A 14,235-nucleotide genomic window follows, 5' to 3' on the forward strand; every position below is an offset into this window, starting at 1 on the left:
ACCACTAAACTCTACCACAACAACCGAAACCACCGCGGCTCAATGGGACTGGAAACGCCACGCGTTGACAGTCCCTCTTGAGGCGTTTGTTAGCTTCGTAGTCCATTGTTTAACAATAACTTTTTAAACACATTTACTTGAAAGGCATTTTACGTAAAAGCATCAAGCAAGCACACGTCCAATACCAAAAGCTGTGAAGTTGGCTATCGAAACTCAAAACGATCAAGGCTAAGTTGGCCACGGTTAAGAGTCCGCGACAAAGAAAGCACACTTTCAGCGATGATGCAGCCTTTGTGAAACCAAACTCTCCGTGTGGAGCATCCAACAACATTGAAGCATCGAGGTTAGATAGTTTTCAGCGATTTTGAAACTGCTGAACATTCAACACTTTCTACCAAGTCAGCATCAGAAAGACTAGAAAGCAAAATTGTGCGACTTGAACGCTAGAAGCTGAGTTTTAAGAACGATTGAGCTTCGATTTTGATGATTCTAGCCTTTTAGAAGCTAACGCCCTGTTAAGGTGTGAGCAACGCAATACCGATGCCGCCGCATAACACCTTAAACACTAAACGCAACGCATAGTAAAAATGCCACGCGTTGCGAATCACTCTTAAACAGATTGTTAGCTTCTCTTTTTGGGGAACCCAAGCTCAACTGGTTTTCCTTGTTTTGCTTTTTGTATCCAAAACTCTGTACTCTCAACGAGAATTAATTCAGTTACTATTTTCATTGCTAGCTTGTAGTATTTTTCTTCGACTAAACCAGATACGTAAATCAATAGCTCTTCAAATGATTTTTCGTTAACGGAAAAGACAATATCTGGCTGAATCCTTGCGGTTGGCGTAACCGGTATTAGTGATCTGCTCCAGCCAGACTGGACACTTCATTAAGCGACATTTTGTTGTTCAAAGTTAACTGGGCTTAGATACCCAAGAGCACTGTGCCTTCTCATCCGATTATAATCAACCTCTATATACTCGAAGATCGTTTGGCGCATCTGGTCTCTCGTCATAATCGGCTCATATTGGATCGCTTCCACTTTCATAGAATGGAAGAAGCTCTCAACACAAGCATTGTCCCAGCAATTTCCTTTCCTACTCATACTTTGTTCTAGATTATAAGCAGTTATGAGATCTCGATAATCTTTTGAGCAGTACTGACTACCTCGATCACTATGAACGATAACCTGCTCGGGGAATCCGCGACGGAACATCGCCATTGATAGCGCATCACAGACCAGCGTAGCCGTCATTCTGGTATCCATAGACCATCCAATTACTTGTCTTGAGTAAAGGTCAATAATTACCGCCAAGTACAGCCAGCCTTCGCTTGTCGCTATATAGGTGATGTCTCCAGCCCATTTTTCATTCGGAGCAGATGCGCTAAAGTTCTGAGCCAACAGGTTTGGAGCAACAGGCATTTGATGCTTGCTGTCCGTAGTGCACTTAAACTTGCGTGCCGCTTTCGGCGTTAAATCTTGACGCTTCATACTGGCAGCAATGGTTTTAACATTGTAGCTATCACCGCTCTCAGACAGTTCTTTTTGGATACGCCTTGAGCCATCTCGGCCTTTGCTGTTGGCGAAAGCTTCTTTAACTTTTGTATCAAGCTGTTGGCGAATAGCCTCACGTTGGATGGCGTTGTGTCGATGCTTAATCCAGTAATAAAACCCACTTCGGGATATCCCGAACACCTTAGCCATACGCACTATACTGAAGCACAGCAGGTGTTCGAGCATAAACTCGTAGCAATCTACTTTAGATTCTTCGCGAAGTAGGTGGCGGCCTTTTTTACAATTTCTAGCTCTTCTGCTTGCTCAGCCAACTGCCTTTTGAGCTTGGCAACCTCTGCGGCTAGCTCTTGCTCTCGCTGACTAGTACTGGTGTCTTTCTTCGAGTTCTTCCGCCACCCGTAGATTTGAGATTCGTGTAAAGAAAGCTGTCTTGCTGTCGCAGCTACTCCCACTTTATCTGCTAACTTCAGGGCTTCTGCTTTAAATTCAGGGGAATGTTTAATTCTAGTTTTCTTAGTTGTCATTGTTCACCTCGTTAGTGATTGTACTCACTTAACTCAGTGTCCAAAACTGCTGGGGCGGATCATAGCTCTTTCTTCTTAGGATGCAAAAGCACAAACGTTTTAGCTAATTCTACTTTGCTGTCTCCACTATGAGCTGCAAAATTATGTCTAAAGTTCATGTAGTAGTCGTGTAATTCTTTATACTCTTCACTGAGCCAGCTTCTGGAAACCTGTGCACCTCTCCCATTTGCTTCGGTAAAACATTTGCCATAGAAAGTTAAAGATGCAACAAAAAGGCTTTAATTTGGTCAAATATTTCACGTTCACCTGAAGCTTTATAACGCTTTTCGGAACCATCGTCGCTATTTTCTGATGCAAGCTTTCTGGCTTGTTGTACCCACTTTAAAGCATTATCTAAATCTTTTTTTATTAATGTTAAGCCTGACAATTTATTTGGCAGTTTTCCAGTAATTTCAATTTTAGGAGTTTTGTTTCTTTTCCAGTAATAGTGAATATTCATCTCACCTGTTATTGGATCTACAAATTGTTTTTTTGTTAACTGTTTAATTGATTGATCACTTTTCATATTTTTCATCTTAATCTATGGGAGCTAACGCCCGCCTAAGGGGCTGGCAACGCATTACCACTAAACTCAAACACAACAACTGCAAACCCCGAGGCTCATTGGGACTGAAAACGCCATGCGTTGACAGTCCCTTTGAGGCGTTTGTTATGTTTATTTGGCCTAAGATTTCAAACAGTTAAATGCTTCAGAGACTGTTTCAAACTGAATTTTAGTCAAACAGACTTCCGCTAAACAAAACTCATGACGTTGAATCAATCTAGACGCTTCCTCTGCTGAAATCTGGGTTGAGTTTCCAATCAAGTTAACTGCTGAGCTATCTGAAACTATTGAATAGACAAAACCTTCAGAATCAATGACTCGATCGCTTGGACTAACGATCAGCTCCACACACTCACAATTCAAATCAGCCTCAGAACCCAAATAAACAAGCTCATCGTCACCATCTAATTTCAGAATACAAGGCCAATTGACCATGAACTTCTCCGATAAACATAACGCCCGCCTAAGGGGCTGACAACGCATTACCACTAAACTCAAACACAACAACTGCAACCACCGCGGCTCAGTGGGACTGGAAACGCCACGCGTTGACAGTCCCTTTGAGGCGTTTGTTAGCTTCGTAGCTTATTGTTTCCCAATAACTTTTAAACACCTTTGCTTGAAAGCGATTTTACGAAAAAGCATCACGCAAACACACGTCCAGAGCCAAAAGCTGTGAAATGAGCTGCCAAAACTCAAAACGATCAAGGCTAAGTTGGCCACGGTTAAGAGTCAGCGACAAAGAATGCAAGATCACAGCGATGATGCAGCTTTTTGTGAAACCAAACTTTGAGTGTTGAACATCCAACAACGTTGAAGCATCGAGGTGTACTAGTTTTCAGCGACTTTAAAACCACAGAACTTTCAACACGTTCAACCAAATCAGCATCGAGAAAGCTCAAAAGCCAAATTGTGGAATTTGAACGCTAAAAGCGGATTTTTCAGGACGATTGAGCTTGGATTTTGATGATTCTAGCCTTTAAGAAGCTAACGCCCGCCTAAGGGGCTGGCAACGCATTACCACTAAACCCAAACACAACAACGTAACCACCGCGACTCAATGGGACTGGAAACGCCACGCGTTGACAGTCCCTCTTGAGGCGTTTGTTATGTGTTAGACAGACCAACCAAAACTTTTTCTGTAAACCAATCCCAGTCTGGTGCACTGAAAGCAATATCACGAACATCCTTTACAGCCGCCATTGATTCTTTTACACCGAAACCTTTGGATTTTAAAAGGTATGCTGCTAATGCTAGCCCTGTCCGATCTTTGCCCGATTTGCAATGTACTATAACTTTGCCTTGAGTCTCATTTTGTTCAATGAACTTGATAATTCGAGGCAATGCATCAAGACAAACCTCAAAATCACCACTTTGTACTGGTGCATTACTCGAAAGAGGAATGTGTTCATACGCAAAACCAATAGCCTTTAGGCGTGAAAAATGAACATTCTCTCCGTCATTGACCGAAATAATTGCCCGAACTCCAGATAGCCACAACTCTTCCAGATCCCACATGACTTTGTCTGGCCCACAGCGCCCTGCTACAGAATTAGTTACGAAGAAAAGATTTTTCAATTGAGCCTCAAAACACATAACGCCCGCCTAAGGGGCTGGCAACGCATTACCACTAAACTCAAACACAACAACCGTAACCACGCAGCTCAATGGGACTGAAAACGCCACGCGTTGGCAGTCCCTTTGAGGCGTTTGTTAGCTTCGTAGCCCATTGTTTACCGATGATTTTTAAACACATTTGCTTGAAATGCATTTTACGCAAAAGCATTACTCAAACACACGTCCAACACCAAAAGCTGTGAAGTGAGCAACCAAAACTCGCAGCGATCAAGGTTAAGTTGGCCACTTACCGAATTTCCGACAAAGAAAGCGCGATTTCAGCGACAATGCAGCCTTTGTGAAACGAAACTTTCCGTGTGGAGCATCCAACAACATTGAAGCATCGAAACTTGATGGGTTTCAGCGACTTTGAAACTGCTGAGCATTCAACACTTTCTACCAAGTCAGAATCCGACAAACTCGAAAGCCAACTTGTGCAATTTGAACGCTAAAAGCTGATTGTTCAGAACGATTGAGTTTGGATTTTGATGATTCCAGCCTTTAAGAAGCTAACGCCCGCCTAAGGGGCTGGCAACGCATAACAACCAAACTCAAACACAACAACTGCAACCACCACGGCTCATTGGGACTGGAAACGCCACGCGTTGACAGTCCCTCTTGAGGCGTTTGTTATAGCGCATTTGCACCTTCAAGCGCCCATACCACCACACTATCACGTTCAAACTTAATTTGACGCCCATATTCAAAATTTGGACACATAAAAAATACATACTTCAGCTGTGCATCTGTAGCAGCAACCTTGTCGATATCTTTTTTGAGTTTTTGATTATTGTTTGGTGTGACTGACGCAAAAACTTCAGCCGCTAAAGTTCCACAATGTGACTCAATATCTGAACCTGAAGCCGTGCCTAAATTTAGGGTATATGGAGCTAACTCAGAGTGATACTTAAACAAAACTTCCATTGCGTTAAATGACGCTAAGTAAGTAAATGATTGATTAATTTGTTCAATTACATTCAACTCACGCTCAGAATCCAGCGGATCAACCCCTACACCGCCAAACTTCATTTTTGAAAACAATCCGTATGCATCTCGTTCAGTGCGTATTTGTTCAACAGATTTATCGATTGAATCCATAACCAACTGTTTTAGAACCGCGATTTCTTCTTTATCTGTAACACTGATTGTCTTACGCATTATTTTCTCCTGCGCTATAACGCCCGCCTAAGGGGCTGACAACGCATTACCACCAAATTCAAACACAACAACTGCAACCACCGCGGCTCAATGGGACTGGAAACGCCACGCGTTGACAGTCCCTCTTGAGGCGTTTGTTATGAGGCGGATTCACCGTCTGCTCTTGACGTAATTCCCAACTCTTTCTGTAACCTTTTACTAAGCCCGAGCACAACAAGACGGTAGGACTCAGACAAGTAATACTTCAACTCTTCGTCTAATACACCTGACGTCTCCGTTTGTTGGATCCACTTCATACCTCGGTTGGCGAAGTAAGGGGCGGGAATATAACCATCGTGCTCACTCAGATACTCAAAGTTCAAATCCGATGTTTTGAAAGTAAAAACGGGTTGCTGATCCTTGCCGATACTGCCAATAGAAAACACTTTTCCCGCCACTTTCCAAACATGAGAACCACCCCATTGCACTACGTATGTAGTAGCAGGAAAGGAACGACAAAATTGGTTGAACTCATCGTGATTCATCTTGTTTTCCTATAGCCTCATAACGCCCGCCTAAGGGGCTGGCAACGCATAACACTAAACTCAAACACAACAACCGCAACCACCGCGGCTCATTGGGACTGGGAACGCCACGCGTTGACAGTCCCTCTTGAGGCGTTTGTTATACAAACATTCACAGTTTTTCTGATAGCTTTTTCAAATAATTTTTAGCCAACTGATTGTTCTCTCGGCTTAGCCACTTGATGCAATCGAAAAGCTCCCAAATCAAACCTTTGTCACCATGAACATACGTTGGGAAATCTTCGTGCTTCGGCGCAGGAATGTCGGTTAGTCGACTTTCAACCATTCCTGCTTTATCAAACAGCACCTTAAATGGTTTTGATATCTCAAAAGGCTCACTTAAATCTAGACAATGAATTTCAGCACTTGTCAGGTCACCAAAAATGTACTTTTTGAAATAAGCATTTTCGTTGTGAGCCCCACTTAAACAATAGAAAATCTCTTTTCCCGACTCGAATGTCTGAAAGCAGCGATTAGAGTCATTATGAAAGTTGTTTTGAGTAAAGATAAGAACATCCGCGTCGGAAACTCTATCGCCAGTACCTGCTGCAAGTGAACCAAGTAAAACACCTGCAACCACATTTTCTTCATGCATAAATGAGCATAAAACAGACTCAATAAGCTCTCTTTGAAGTGGCAACGTTTCAAGTCCCAAGTCATCCAGACCCATAGCTAACTCCGTTTGTATAACGCCCGCCTAAGGGGCTGGCAACGCATGCCACTAAACTCAAACACAACAACTGCAACCACCGCGGCTCAATGGGACTGGAAACGCCACGCGTTGACAGTCCCTCTTGAGGCGTTTGTTATGTGTGTTGCTTAAATTGGGCTATATGACGTTTATACTTTCTCTCACGCCACTGCCAAATCACTAAACTGAGAGCAATGGAACCAACCGCAGCCCAACAGCCACTCAATAATATTTCAGTGGTTTGCACCCAACTCCAAGCTGTTTCAGACACAAATATAGGTTCAATACTTCGTCCGATCATCACGCCTAATATAGCGGGAAGCGAAGTGAGTACAACAAACCTAAGAATTCCCTTTTTCCTCTCTAGTTTCCAATTCGAGAATTCAATATCTGGATCTTTCATTATCTCCTCCATAAGACATTCGCCATAAACACATAACGCCCGCCTAAGGGGCTGGCAACGCATAACAACTAAACTCAAACACAACAACTGCAACCACCGCGGCTCAATGGGACTGGAAACGCCACGCGTTGACAGTCCCTCTTGAGGCGTTTGTTATGTTGTTGATTGACTCAATTCCCAATAACACATAGGGTCTTTCTGTGCCCAGAGAACATGATTAGCCATGTGTAAAGGCTTATTTCTCATGTTACCTATCATTTTACTTATCAATTGTGGCATTTCAGCTAGGTACTTTTCCTCATTGAATTCAAGTGATGCACCTGAGTAGCTAACCTGATTGGGTAACAACGTAACATATGTGTCTTCACCATTACCTTCTTTATGATTTGCATAGACAAACGAGTCAAAGCCATTTTCTAATGCCCAATTTTTTAATTTGAACGTGAAATCAAGCCAAATAATTTCTTGATACTGCGATTCATTAAAATCCTCACCAATCGCTTTTGAACGTTCCTTCCGTTTTTTGAGTTCACTTGCAAATAAGTTGTTATTGGAATAGTAGCGCTTTATGCCTTTGATATCTTTCTGAGAGAAAACACTGAATATGTGTTGTGGATAAATGACGTCTGAAAATGGTGTAAACAGCTTATGAATTTCATTTTGTTGTGATGGTGTTAGGTTATTTGAATCAACAACTTTTGGACCTGCACTACCTATAGGATCGTCTTCCCATAAATCCAGTAGTCTTAGAGGGCTATTAATCTTTAATGTGTATTCAGAAATATTGAACGTTTTCGCATAGCAACAAAACTCATGTAAATGCTCCAAGAGAGGTTGGCGGCGGATCACTCGCCCCATAAAATCATGTGTATTTACAGAACAATCAGAGCTAAGCGAACAAATATTTTGGTGAGCAAACATTCCCTCTATTCTCTCCGCAGCAGCAACTGGAGAAGCACCTAAATGCTTCATAATAAAATTATGATTTTTTGTGCCTTTTCTATCTGCATTATAGACTCGAATCATAAAACCTCTCATTTATGAAGTTGATACCTGACCTATTCTAATAAAACAACATAACGCCCGCCTAAGGGGCTGACAACGCATAACAACCAAACTTAAACACAACAACCGTAACCACTTCGGCTCATTGGGACTGGAAACGCCGCGCGTTGACAGTCCCTCTTGAGGCGTTTGTTAGTTTCGTAGCCCATTGTTTAACAATGACTTTTTAACACATTTGTTTGAAGATCATTTTACGCAAATGCATCAAACAAACGCACGTCCAACACCAAAAGCTGTGAAGTTGGCAGCCAAAACTCAAAACGATCAAGGTTAAGTTGACCACGGTTAAGAGTCCGCGACAAAGAAAACCAGATCACAGCGATGATGCTGCCTTTTGTGAAACCAAACTGGCCGTGTTGAACATCCGACAACATTGAAGCTTCAAGACTTGTTGGTTTTCAGCAACTTTGAAATAGCTGAGCTTTCAACACTTCCTACTAAATCAGCATCAGGCAAAACTCAAAAGCCAAATTGTGCAACTTGAACGCTTAAGGCTGATTTTTTAGGGCATTGAATCTGAGCTTTTTATGATTTTTTCTAAATAGAAACTAACGCCCGCCTAAGGGGCTGGCAACGCATTACCACTAAACTCAAACACAAAAACCGAAACCACCGTGGCTCAATGGGACTGGAAACGCCGCGCGTTGACAGTCCCTCTTGAGGCGTTTGTTATGCGCGCCTTGCCCAAAATGCCATTTGATACCATAATTAGGTACTTTTTGGTATTTATGGAGATGGGCTCATGGCTAAAAATACAAGTATCACTCTTGGTGAACACTTCGATGGCTTTATTACAAGCCAAATACAAAGTGGGCGTTACGGCTCAGCAAGTGAAGTCATTCGCTCTGCGCTACGTCTACTCGAAAACCAAGAAACCAAACTACAGTCACTCCGTCAACTACTTATTGAAGGAGAGCAAAGTGGTGACGCTGATTATGACCTTGATAGCTTCATCAATGAACTCGATAGTGAAAACATTCGATGAAACCATTTAATCTTACCGTCGCCGCCAAAGCCGATTTACGTGATATTGCTTTATTCACTCAACGACGCTGGGGAAAAGAGCAGCGAAATGTTTATTTAAAGCAATTCGATGATTCCTTTTGGCTTTTAGCGGAAAATCCCGACATTGGTAAATCATGCGATGAAATCCGAGAGGGATACAGAAAATTTCCCCAAGGGAGTCACGTCATCTTTTATCAGCAAACCGGCAGCCAACAAATCCGGGTGATCCGAATTCTTCATAAGAGCATGGATGTGAACCCAATATTCGGCGCATAACGCCCGCCTAAGGGGCTGACAACGCATAACACTATACTCAACCACAACAGCCGAAACCACCGCGGCTCAATGGGACTGGAAACGCCGCGCGTTGACAGTCCCTCTTGAGGCGTTTGTTAGTTTCGTAGCCCATTGTTTAACAATTATTTTTAAACACATTTTCTTGAAAGTCATTTTACGCAAATGCATCGAACATGCACACATCCAACGCCAAAAGCTGTGAAGTTACCTGTCAAATATAAAAACGATCAAGGTTAAGTTGGCCACGGTTAAGAGTCCGCGACAAAGAAAGCAAGCTCACAGCGATAATGCTGCCTTTTGTGAAACCAAATTTGCCGTGTTGAATATCCGACAATATTGAAGCATCGAGGCTTGTGGGTTTTCAGCGACTTTGAAATAGCTGAACTTTCAACACTTTCTACCAAATCAGCATCAGGAAAAACTCAAAAGCCAAATAGTGCGACTTGAACGCTTAAGGCTGATTTTTCAGGGCATTGAATCTGAGCTTTTGATGATTTTTTCTAGATAGAAACTAACGCCCGCCTAAGGGGCTGGCAACGCATAACACTAAACTCAAACACAACAACCGTAACCACCACGGCTCATTGGGACTGGAAACGCTCCGCGTTGACAGTCCCTCTTGAGGCGTTTGTTAGCTTCGTAGCCTATTGTTTAACAATGATTTTTAAACACATTTGCTTGAAAGCCATTTTACGCAGAAGCATCACACAAACACACATCCAACGCCAAAAGCTGTGAAGTTAGCTGCCAAAACTTAAAACGATCTAGGCTAAGTTGGCCACGGTTAAGAGTCCGCGACAAAGAAAACCAGATCACAGCGATGATGCAGCCTTTTGTGAAACCAAACTTGCCGCGTTAAGCATCCAACACCGTTGAAGCATCGAGGCTTGATGTTTTTCAGCGGTTTTGAAACTGCTGAACATTCAACATTTTCTACCAAATCGGCATCAAAAAAACTCGAAAGCCAAATTGTGAAACTTGAACACTAAAAGCTGAATTTTCAGGACAATTAAACCCAGATTTTGAGGATTCTAGCCTTTAAGAAGCTAACGCCGCGTTAAGGGGCGCAGGCACGCAATACAAAAGTAACCGCATGACAACTTAACCACTAAACTCAACGCAAATTGAAAATGCCACGCGTGCCAAGTCCCTCTTTAACGCTTTGTTATAGCGCAAATGTTGCACTTTGCATTCGTTCATTGACTTGATGTAGCACGCTAGGAATTGGGGTTCGACTCAATTTATCGACGTTAAGCTTAAACTTTTCAACTCTAGAGAAGTTTTCATGAAACTCACTACTTTTAGAGATGATCACTTTATCAAGGTTATAACCGATAGAGTTAAACTGATCAGCTGTAATATCAATAATATAGCCGTCACATTGCAGCCAAGCATGAGATTGCTCTCTATTATTACCAAGCCCTCTAGCAGAAACATAAGTACAGTCTTTGTCGTAATTCTGCTTCAAAAATAAACCTAAAAGCCGAGATGTATCACCACAACAGCCTCCAGGAAAGCCATTTAAACACTGATAAAAACTCGTGTTTGAGTGAAACTCTGATTTATCGATAGATTCCAGAACTGCTCTGATTTTTTTGATTTCATTAATAATCGAGTTTTCCAAATTTCCTCCGAAGTAGAATTGCGCTATAACGCCCGCCTAAGGGGCTGGCAACGCATAACACCAAACTCAAACACAACAACCGTAACCACCGCGGCTCAATGGGACTGGAAACGCCATGCGTTGACAGTCCCTCTTGAGGCGTTTGTTAGCTTCGTAGCCTATTGTTTAACAATGATTTTTTAACACATTTTCGTGAAAGGCATTTTACGCAAAAGCATCAAGCAAACACACATCCAACGCTAAAAGCTGTGAAGTTGGCTGCCAAAACTCAAAACGATCAGGGCTAAGTTGGCCACACTTAAGAGTTCATGACAAAGAAAGCAAGATCACAGCGATGATGCAGCCTTTTATGAAACCAAACTTTCTGTGTGGAACGTCAAACAACATTGAAGCATCGAGGTTTGATGATTTTCCGCGACTTTGAAACCACTGAACTTTCAACACGTTCGACCAAATCAGAATCAAGAAAAAACGCAAAAGCCAACTTGTGCAATTTAAACGCTAAAAGCTGATTTTTCAGAACGATTGAGTTTGGATTTTGATGATTACAGCCTTTAAGAAGCTAACGCCCGCCTAAGGGGCTGGCAACGCATATCACCAAACTCAAACGCAACAACTGCAACCACCGCGGCTCAATGGGACTGGAAACGCCACGCGTTGACAGTCCCTCTTGAGGCGTTTGTTATGTGGCCGGCCACTCTCGCGATAAAACGGACATTTGGACTTTGTCCATGAATCGGCCATTGCGATAACCCGATTCTCTTTTGATACCTTCGTGCTGATAGCCTGCCTTTTCATACGCTTTGATTGCCGCTACGTTGTCACAATATGCGGTCAATTCTATTCGATGTAAGCCAAGCTCTCGGAATCCATAATTAGTGACTAAACGCGTGACTTCTGTTCCTAGCCCCTTGCCCCAAAATGCTTTATCACCAATGAGGATAAAATACTCACCACTTCGGTTAAGTGAGCTAATCCCTGAAATACCAGCATAACCAATCAGTTTTTGGCTTTCTCTACACTCGATACCAAAAGAAATCGTCTTTGAACTTGAGTTAATGTCCGACAGCCACTTAGCAATATCTGAACGAGATTGCGGATAGGCATAAGCTGACAGGCTGAATTGTGTCACTTCCCTATCACCAGACCACTGATAAAAGTATTCAGCATCCTCAACTTCAAGTGAGCGAAGCCTGATTTTTAATGATTCTATGAACATAGTTCCGTCTTATTTTCACTGAGGACACATAACGCCCGCCTAAGGGGCTGGCAACGCATAACAACCAAACTCAAACACAACAACCGAAACCACTGCGGCTCAATAGGACTGGAAACGCCGCGCGTTGACAGTCCCTCTTGAGGCGTTTGTTATATTTTCGTTCTCAACTCTAACGTGATAGAACGTTGAGCATTGCCAAAAATCATTAAATAACCGATATTTCTCGGCTCTCTAAAACAGTCGCAGCTTCTGCTCGCTCAATGATTTTTAGCAATACCGATTGAATCGCTTCATCTTCACGGGCATCTTTGTCACTCGTAAATCTCTGAATTTGTGGTTCGGCGTTTTCTTCAGGAACAAAAGTGATGACTACTTCGGTCGCCAAATCGGTCGTTTCACCGAAATACTCTAATGATATTTGCGGATATCCTTTGAAACCTCTTTGCACTCGTTTCAATATGCGTTTTTTCGCCTTATCCACGTTCATGATGAATCCTTTTGATGGTTGAACTGAAAAGAAATATAACGCCCGCCTAAGGGGCTGACAACGCATTACCACTAAACTCAATCACAACAGACGAAACCACCGCGGTTCAATGGGACTGGAAACGCCACGCGTTGACAGTCCCTCTTGAGGCGTTTGTTATGTGCGTTTTTAAGTAAACCACCTTTTAGCAACTACGAAAAATTGAGCTAACCTTTTGCCAAAACTGATTTGCATGTTCTCTTCGAGATTGAATGTGCATTTTGGCACTTTCTATTCGAGCTTCTCGTGTCTGGCCTTCGGGTAAATAAGTAGTCTTAGCGTTATTACAAATTTTGCAGGATAACGCTAAATTTTCTACAGAATTATCCCCGCCTTTAGATTTGGGAATAATGTGATCAAACTGTGCAGAATCGAAAGCAATGCGATCATGAATGAGGTCAACGTTACAATATTCACATTTACCATTAGCTCTTACAAAAACAATCGCATCGGCATCAGAATAGCCTAAGCGCATCATTTCACTATGTAATTTTTGATTAATCATACTTCCCCATTCACAAATTAAAGCACATAACGCCCGCCTAAGGGGCTGACAACGCATACCACCAAACTCAAACACAACAACTGCAACCACCGCGGCTCATTGGGACTGGAAACGCCACGCGTTGACAGTCCCTCTTGAGGCGTTTGTTATGTGCGTGCTATTGATGAGCCTTGTTCAGCTGCAATAAATCCCATTTGTTTCCATAAAGATCTTGGAACACAACCACTGTCCCATACTCTTCAACTCGTGGTTCTTCGTTGAAAACAACACCATTGGCCTTCATTAACTCATAATCTCGCCAGAAGTCATTCGTTTGTAGAAACAGAAAAACACGACCTCCAGTCTGATTACCTACGAATTGAGTTTGTTCTTCGTTACTTGCTTGAGCAAGAAGTAGATTCGTTCCATTCGAGTTTGGCGGCGAAACTTGAACCCAACGCTTACCACCACCTAAATCTGTATCTTCAACCAAACTGAACTGCAACTTTTTGTATAGAACTCAATAGCATCATCGTAGTTTTCTACGACAAGTGCGATATTGCCGATTTGCTGTTGAACGACTTTAGACATACTGACTTCTCAAGATTTCAAAAACCGAATTCTACACTACTTCAAGATTTTTCGAGAAAGCACATAACGCTTTGTTAAGGTGTGAGAAACGCTTACGAAAAACTAAAATGAGGGCGCCATAAACGCAAAAAGGTGATTCAAACTGCGAATGCCACGCGTTTGGAATCACCTTGAACAATTTGTTATGCGTATTAGGCTATGAGCAAACTACTTGTTTTTTCTTTTCACCAGATAACTCTGGAGCAGAAGTTCTATACTTATTAGACATTAAAGTCTTAGCATTCTTTAGGAGTAACTTGCGCATATCTTGTGCTGATAAGCGTTTAGTATTTGTCTTGTTCATGGTTCCTC

General features: G+C 42.4%; 19 protein-coding genes and 7 pseudogenes. 2 read left to right on the forward strand and 24 right to left on the reverse strand.

From position 1 onward, the window contains the following. Positions 1–203 precede the first annotated feature (203 nt). From MKA69_RS16630 to MKA69_RS16690, 13 genes and pseudogenes are all read right to left on the reverse strand, one after another. Positions 204–331 (reverse strand): annotated as a pseudogene (locus MKA69_RS16630) (DUF645 family protein). 555 nt (positions 332–886) lie between these two features. Further along, a protein-coding gene (locus tag MKA69_RS16635) for an IS3 family transposase (RefSeq protein ID WP_305847673.1) occupies positions 887–2,037 on the reverse strand; the annotation gives its coding sequence in 2 pieces (ribosomal slippage) (positions 887–1,794 and positions 1,794–2,037; 1,152 coding nt in all). Positions 2,038–2,293: 256 nt separating this feature from the next. Then, a complete protein-coding gene (locus tag MKA69_RS16640) occupies positions 2,294–2,611 on the reverse strand; it encodes a hypothetical protein (RefSeq protein WP_305848517.1) in 318 nt (105 codons plus the stop codon). A 150-nt stretch (positions 2,612–2,761) separates the two neighbouring features. Further along, positions 2,762–3,076, reverse strand: coding sequence for a DUF4144 domain-containing protein (locus MKA69_RS16645; protein WP_305848518.1), 315 nt, complete (start codon positions 3,074–3,076; stop codon positions 2,762–2,764). 196 nt (positions 3,077–3,272) lie between these two features. Then, the gene (locus MKA69_RS16650; protein WP_305848519.1) at positions 3,273–3,452 is read right to left on the reverse strand and encodes a DUF645 family protein; all 180 of its coding nucleotides are present in this window, start codon (positions 3,450–3,452) and stop codon (positions 3,273–3,275) included. Between the two features lie 296 nt (positions 3,453–3,748). Continuing rightward, entirely contained in the window at positions 3,749–4,237 is a 489-nt protein-coding gene (locus MKA69_RS16655) for a dual specificity protein phosphatase family protein (protein ID WP_084981366.1), read from the reverse strand. Positions 4,238–4,413: 176 nt separating this feature from the next. Beyond that, a pseudogene (locus MKA69_RS16660) lies at positions 4,414–4,594 on the reverse strand (DUF645 family protein). Positions 4,595–4,888: 294 nt separating this feature from the next. After that, positions 4,889–5,416 (reverse strand): hypothetical protein, encoded by a 528-nt coding sequence (locus MKA69_RS16665; protein ID WP_001232638.1) that lies wholly within the window; start codon positions 5,414–5,416, stop codon positions 4,889–4,891. Positions 5,417–5,553: 137 nt separating this feature from the next. Further along, a complete protein-coding gene (locus MKA69_RS16670) occupies positions 5,554–5,940 on the reverse strand; it encodes an MmcQ/YjbR family DNA-binding protein (protein ID WP_029628680.1) in 387 nt (128 codons plus the stop codon). A gap of 151 nt (positions 5,941–6,091) precedes the next feature. Further along, positions 6,092–6,649, reverse strand: a complete 558-nt coding sequence (locus MKA69_RS16675; protein ID WP_095463011.1) for a hypothetical protein — start codon at positions 6,647–6,649, stop codon at positions 6,092–6,094. Positions 6,650–6,785: 136 nt separating this feature from the next. Further along, a complete protein-coding gene (locus MKA69_RS16680; RefSeq protein ID WP_055032887.1) occupies positions 6,786–7,073 on the reverse strand; it encodes a hypothetical protein in 288 nt (95 codons plus the stop codon). A 153-nt stretch (positions 7,074–7,226) separates the two neighbouring features. After that, positions 7,227–8,099: a hypothetical protein gene (locus tag MKA69_RS16685; protein ID WP_000621922.1), complete on the reverse strand. Its 873-nt coding sequence runs from the start codon at positions 8,097–8,099 to the stop codon at positions 7,227–7,229. Between the two features lie 230 nt (positions 8,100–8,329). Next, positions 8,330–8,512: a DUF645 family protein gene (locus tag MKA69_RS16690; protein WP_055032888.1), complete on the reverse strand. Its 183-nt coding sequence runs from the start codon at positions 8,510–8,512 to the stop codon at positions 8,330–8,332. A 368-nt stretch (positions 8,513–8,880) separates the two neighbouring features. Between MKA69_RS16690 and MKA69_RS16695 the strand changes: the two genes are divergently transcribed. Both MKA69_RS16695 and MKA69_RS16700 read left to right on the forward strand, forming a co-directional pair. Continuing rightward, entirely contained in the window at positions 8,881–9,123 is a 243-nt protein-coding gene (locus tag MKA69_RS16695) for a type II toxin-antitoxin system ParD family antitoxin (RefSeq protein ID WP_001107719.1), read from the forward strand. After that, positions 9,120–9,419, forward strand: a complete 300-nt coding sequence (locus MKA69_RS16700) for a type II toxin-antitoxin system RelE/ParE family toxin (protein ID WP_000802136.1) — start codon at positions 9,120–9,122, stop codon at positions 9,417–9,419. Before MKA69_RS16695 ends, MKA69_RS16700 begins: the two co-directional genes overlap by 4 nt. Positions 9,420–9,566: 147 nt before the next feature. On the opposite strand, the pseudogene MKA69_RS16705 reads toward MKA69_RS16700, so the two are convergent. From MKA69_RS16705 to MKA69_RS16750, 11 genes and pseudogenes are all read right to left on the reverse strand, one after another. Continuing rightward, positions 9,567–9,671: pseudogene (locus tag MKA69_RS16705) on the reverse strand (cell shape-determining protein MreC); the annotation flags it as partial. Then, positions 9,655–9,777: pseudogene (locus MKA69_RS16710) on the reverse strand (DUF645 family protein); the annotation flags it as partial. The pseudogenes MKA69_RS16710 and MKA69_RS16705, both read right to left, overlap by 17 nt. A 353-nt stretch (positions 9,778–10,130) precedes the next feature. Next, complete coding sequence (locus MKA69_RS16715) at positions 10,131–10,265, reverse strand: DUF645 family protein (protein WP_050503185.1); 135 nt, start codon at positions 10,263–10,265, stop codon at positions 10,131–10,133. 340 nt (positions 10,266–10,605) lie between these two features. Continuing rightward, positions 10,606–11,064 carry a hypothetical protein gene (locus MKA69_RS16720; protein ID WP_230606137.1) on the reverse strand — a complete coding sequence of 153 codons (459 nt, stop codon included), beginning with the start codon at positions 11,062–11,064 and terminating at the stop codon, positions 10,606–10,608. A 179-nt stretch (positions 11,065–11,243) separates the two neighbouring features. Continuing rightward, positions 11,244–11,360: pseudogene (locus MKA69_RS18260) on the reverse strand (Tfp pilus assembly protein). Further along, positions 11,332–11,451: pseudogene (locus MKA69_RS16725) on the reverse strand (DUF645 family protein); the annotation flags it as partial. The pseudogenes MKA69_RS16725 and MKA69_RS18260, both read right to left, overlap by 29 nt. 295 nt (positions 11,452–11,746) lie before the next feature. Continuing rightward, positions 11,747–12,283: a GNAT family N-acetyltransferase gene (locus MKA69_RS16730; protein ID WP_019281268.1), complete on the reverse strand. Its 537-nt coding sequence runs from the start codon at positions 12,281–12,283 to the stop codon at positions 11,747–11,749. 205 nt (positions 12,284–12,488) lie between these two features. Beyond that, the gene (locus tag MKA69_RS16735; protein WP_173402485.1) at positions 12,489–12,770 is read right to left on the reverse strand and encodes a hypothetical protein; all 282 of its coding nucleotides are present in this window, start codon (positions 12,768–12,770) and stop codon (positions 12,489–12,491) included. Between the two features lie 184 nt (positions 12,771–12,954). Further along, positions 12,955–13,404 (reverse strand): HNH endonuclease, encoded by a 450-nt coding sequence (locus MKA69_RS16740; RefSeq protein ID WP_238844663.1) that lies wholly within the window; start codon positions 13,402–13,404, stop codon positions 12,955–12,957. A gap of 67 nt (positions 13,405–13,471) precedes the next feature. Beyond that, a pseudogene (locus MKA69_RS16745) lies at positions 13,472–13,884 on the reverse strand (VOC family protein). A gap of 196 nt (positions 13,885–14,080) precedes the next feature. Further along, a complete protein-coding gene (locus MKA69_RS16750; RefSeq protein ID WP_017048473.1) occupies positions 14,081–14,227 on the reverse strand; it encodes a hypothetical protein in 147 nt (48 codons plus the stop codon). Between the last annotated feature and the right edge of the window lie 8 nt (positions 14,228–14,235).

The organism is Vibrio sp. AH4, assembly GCF_030710545.1.
GTDB classification, from domain to species: Bacteria; Pseudomonadota; Gammaproteobacteria; order Enterobacterales; family Vibrionaceae; genus Vibrio; species Vibrio metoecus.

What these genes read in the sequence shown, in the direction of transcription:
- MKA69_RS16730 (WP_019281268.1), bottom strand. Translation starts at nt 12,283, where the DNA reads ATGTTCATAGAATCATTAAAAATCAGGCTTCGCTCACTTGAAGTTGAG.
- MKA69_RS16665 (WP_001232638.1), bottom strand. Translation starts at nt 5,416, where the DNA reads ATGCGTAAGACAATCAGTGTTACAGATAAAGAAGAAATCGCGGTTCTA.
- MKA69_RS16670 (WP_029628680.1), bottom strand. Translation starts at nt 5,940, where the DNA reads ATGAATCACGATGAGTTCAACCAATTTTGTCGTTCCTTTCCTGCTACT.
- MKA69_RS16695 (WP_001107719.1), top strand. Translation starts at nt 8,881, where the DNA reads ATGGCTAAAAATACAAGTATCACTCTTGGTGAACACTTCGATGGCTTT.
- MKA69_RS16655 (WP_084981366.1), bottom strand. Translation starts at nt 4,237, where the DNA reads ATGTGTTTTGAGGCTCAATTGAAAAATCTTTTCTTCGTAACTAATTCT.
- MKA69_RS16680 (WP_055032887.1), bottom strand. Translation starts at nt 7,073, where the DNA reads ATGAAAGATCCAGATATTGAATTCTCGAATTGGAAACTAGAGAGGAAA.
- MKA69_RS16640 (WP_305848517.1), bottom strand. Translation starts at nt 2,611, where the DNA reads ATGAAAAATATGAAAAGTGATCAATCAATTAAACAGTTAACAAAAAAA.
- MKA69_RS16675 (WP_095463011.1), bottom strand. Translation starts at nt 6,649, where the DNA reads ATGGGTCTGGATGACTTGGGACTTGAAACGTTGCCACTTCAAAGAGAG.
- MKA69_RS16750 (WP_017048473.1), bottom strand. Translation starts at nt 14,227, where the DNA reads ATGAACAAGACAAATACTAAACGCTTATCAGCACAAGATATGCGCAAG.
- MKA69_RS16700 (WP_000802136.1), top strand. Translation starts at nt 9,120, where the DNA reads ATGAAACCATTTAATCTTACCGTCGCCGCCAAAGCCGATTTACGTGAT.
- MKA69_RS16690 (WP_055032888.1), bottom strand. Translation starts at nt 8,512, where the DNA reads ATGTTGTCGGATGTTCAACACGGCCAGTTTGGTTTCACAAAAGGCAGC.
- MKA69_RS16645 (WP_305848518.1), bottom strand. Translation starts at nt 3,076, where the DNA reads ATGGTCAATTGGCCTTGTATTCTGAAATTAGATGGTGACGATGAGCTT.
- MKA69_RS16685 (WP_000621922.1), bottom strand. Translation starts at nt 8,099, where the DNA reads ATGATTCGAGTCTATAATGCAGATAGAAAAGGCACAAAAAATCATAAT.
- MKA69_RS16735 (WP_173402485.1), bottom strand. Translation starts at nt 12,770, where the DNA reads ATGAACGTGGATAAGGCGAAAAAACGCATATTGAAACGAGTGCAAAGA.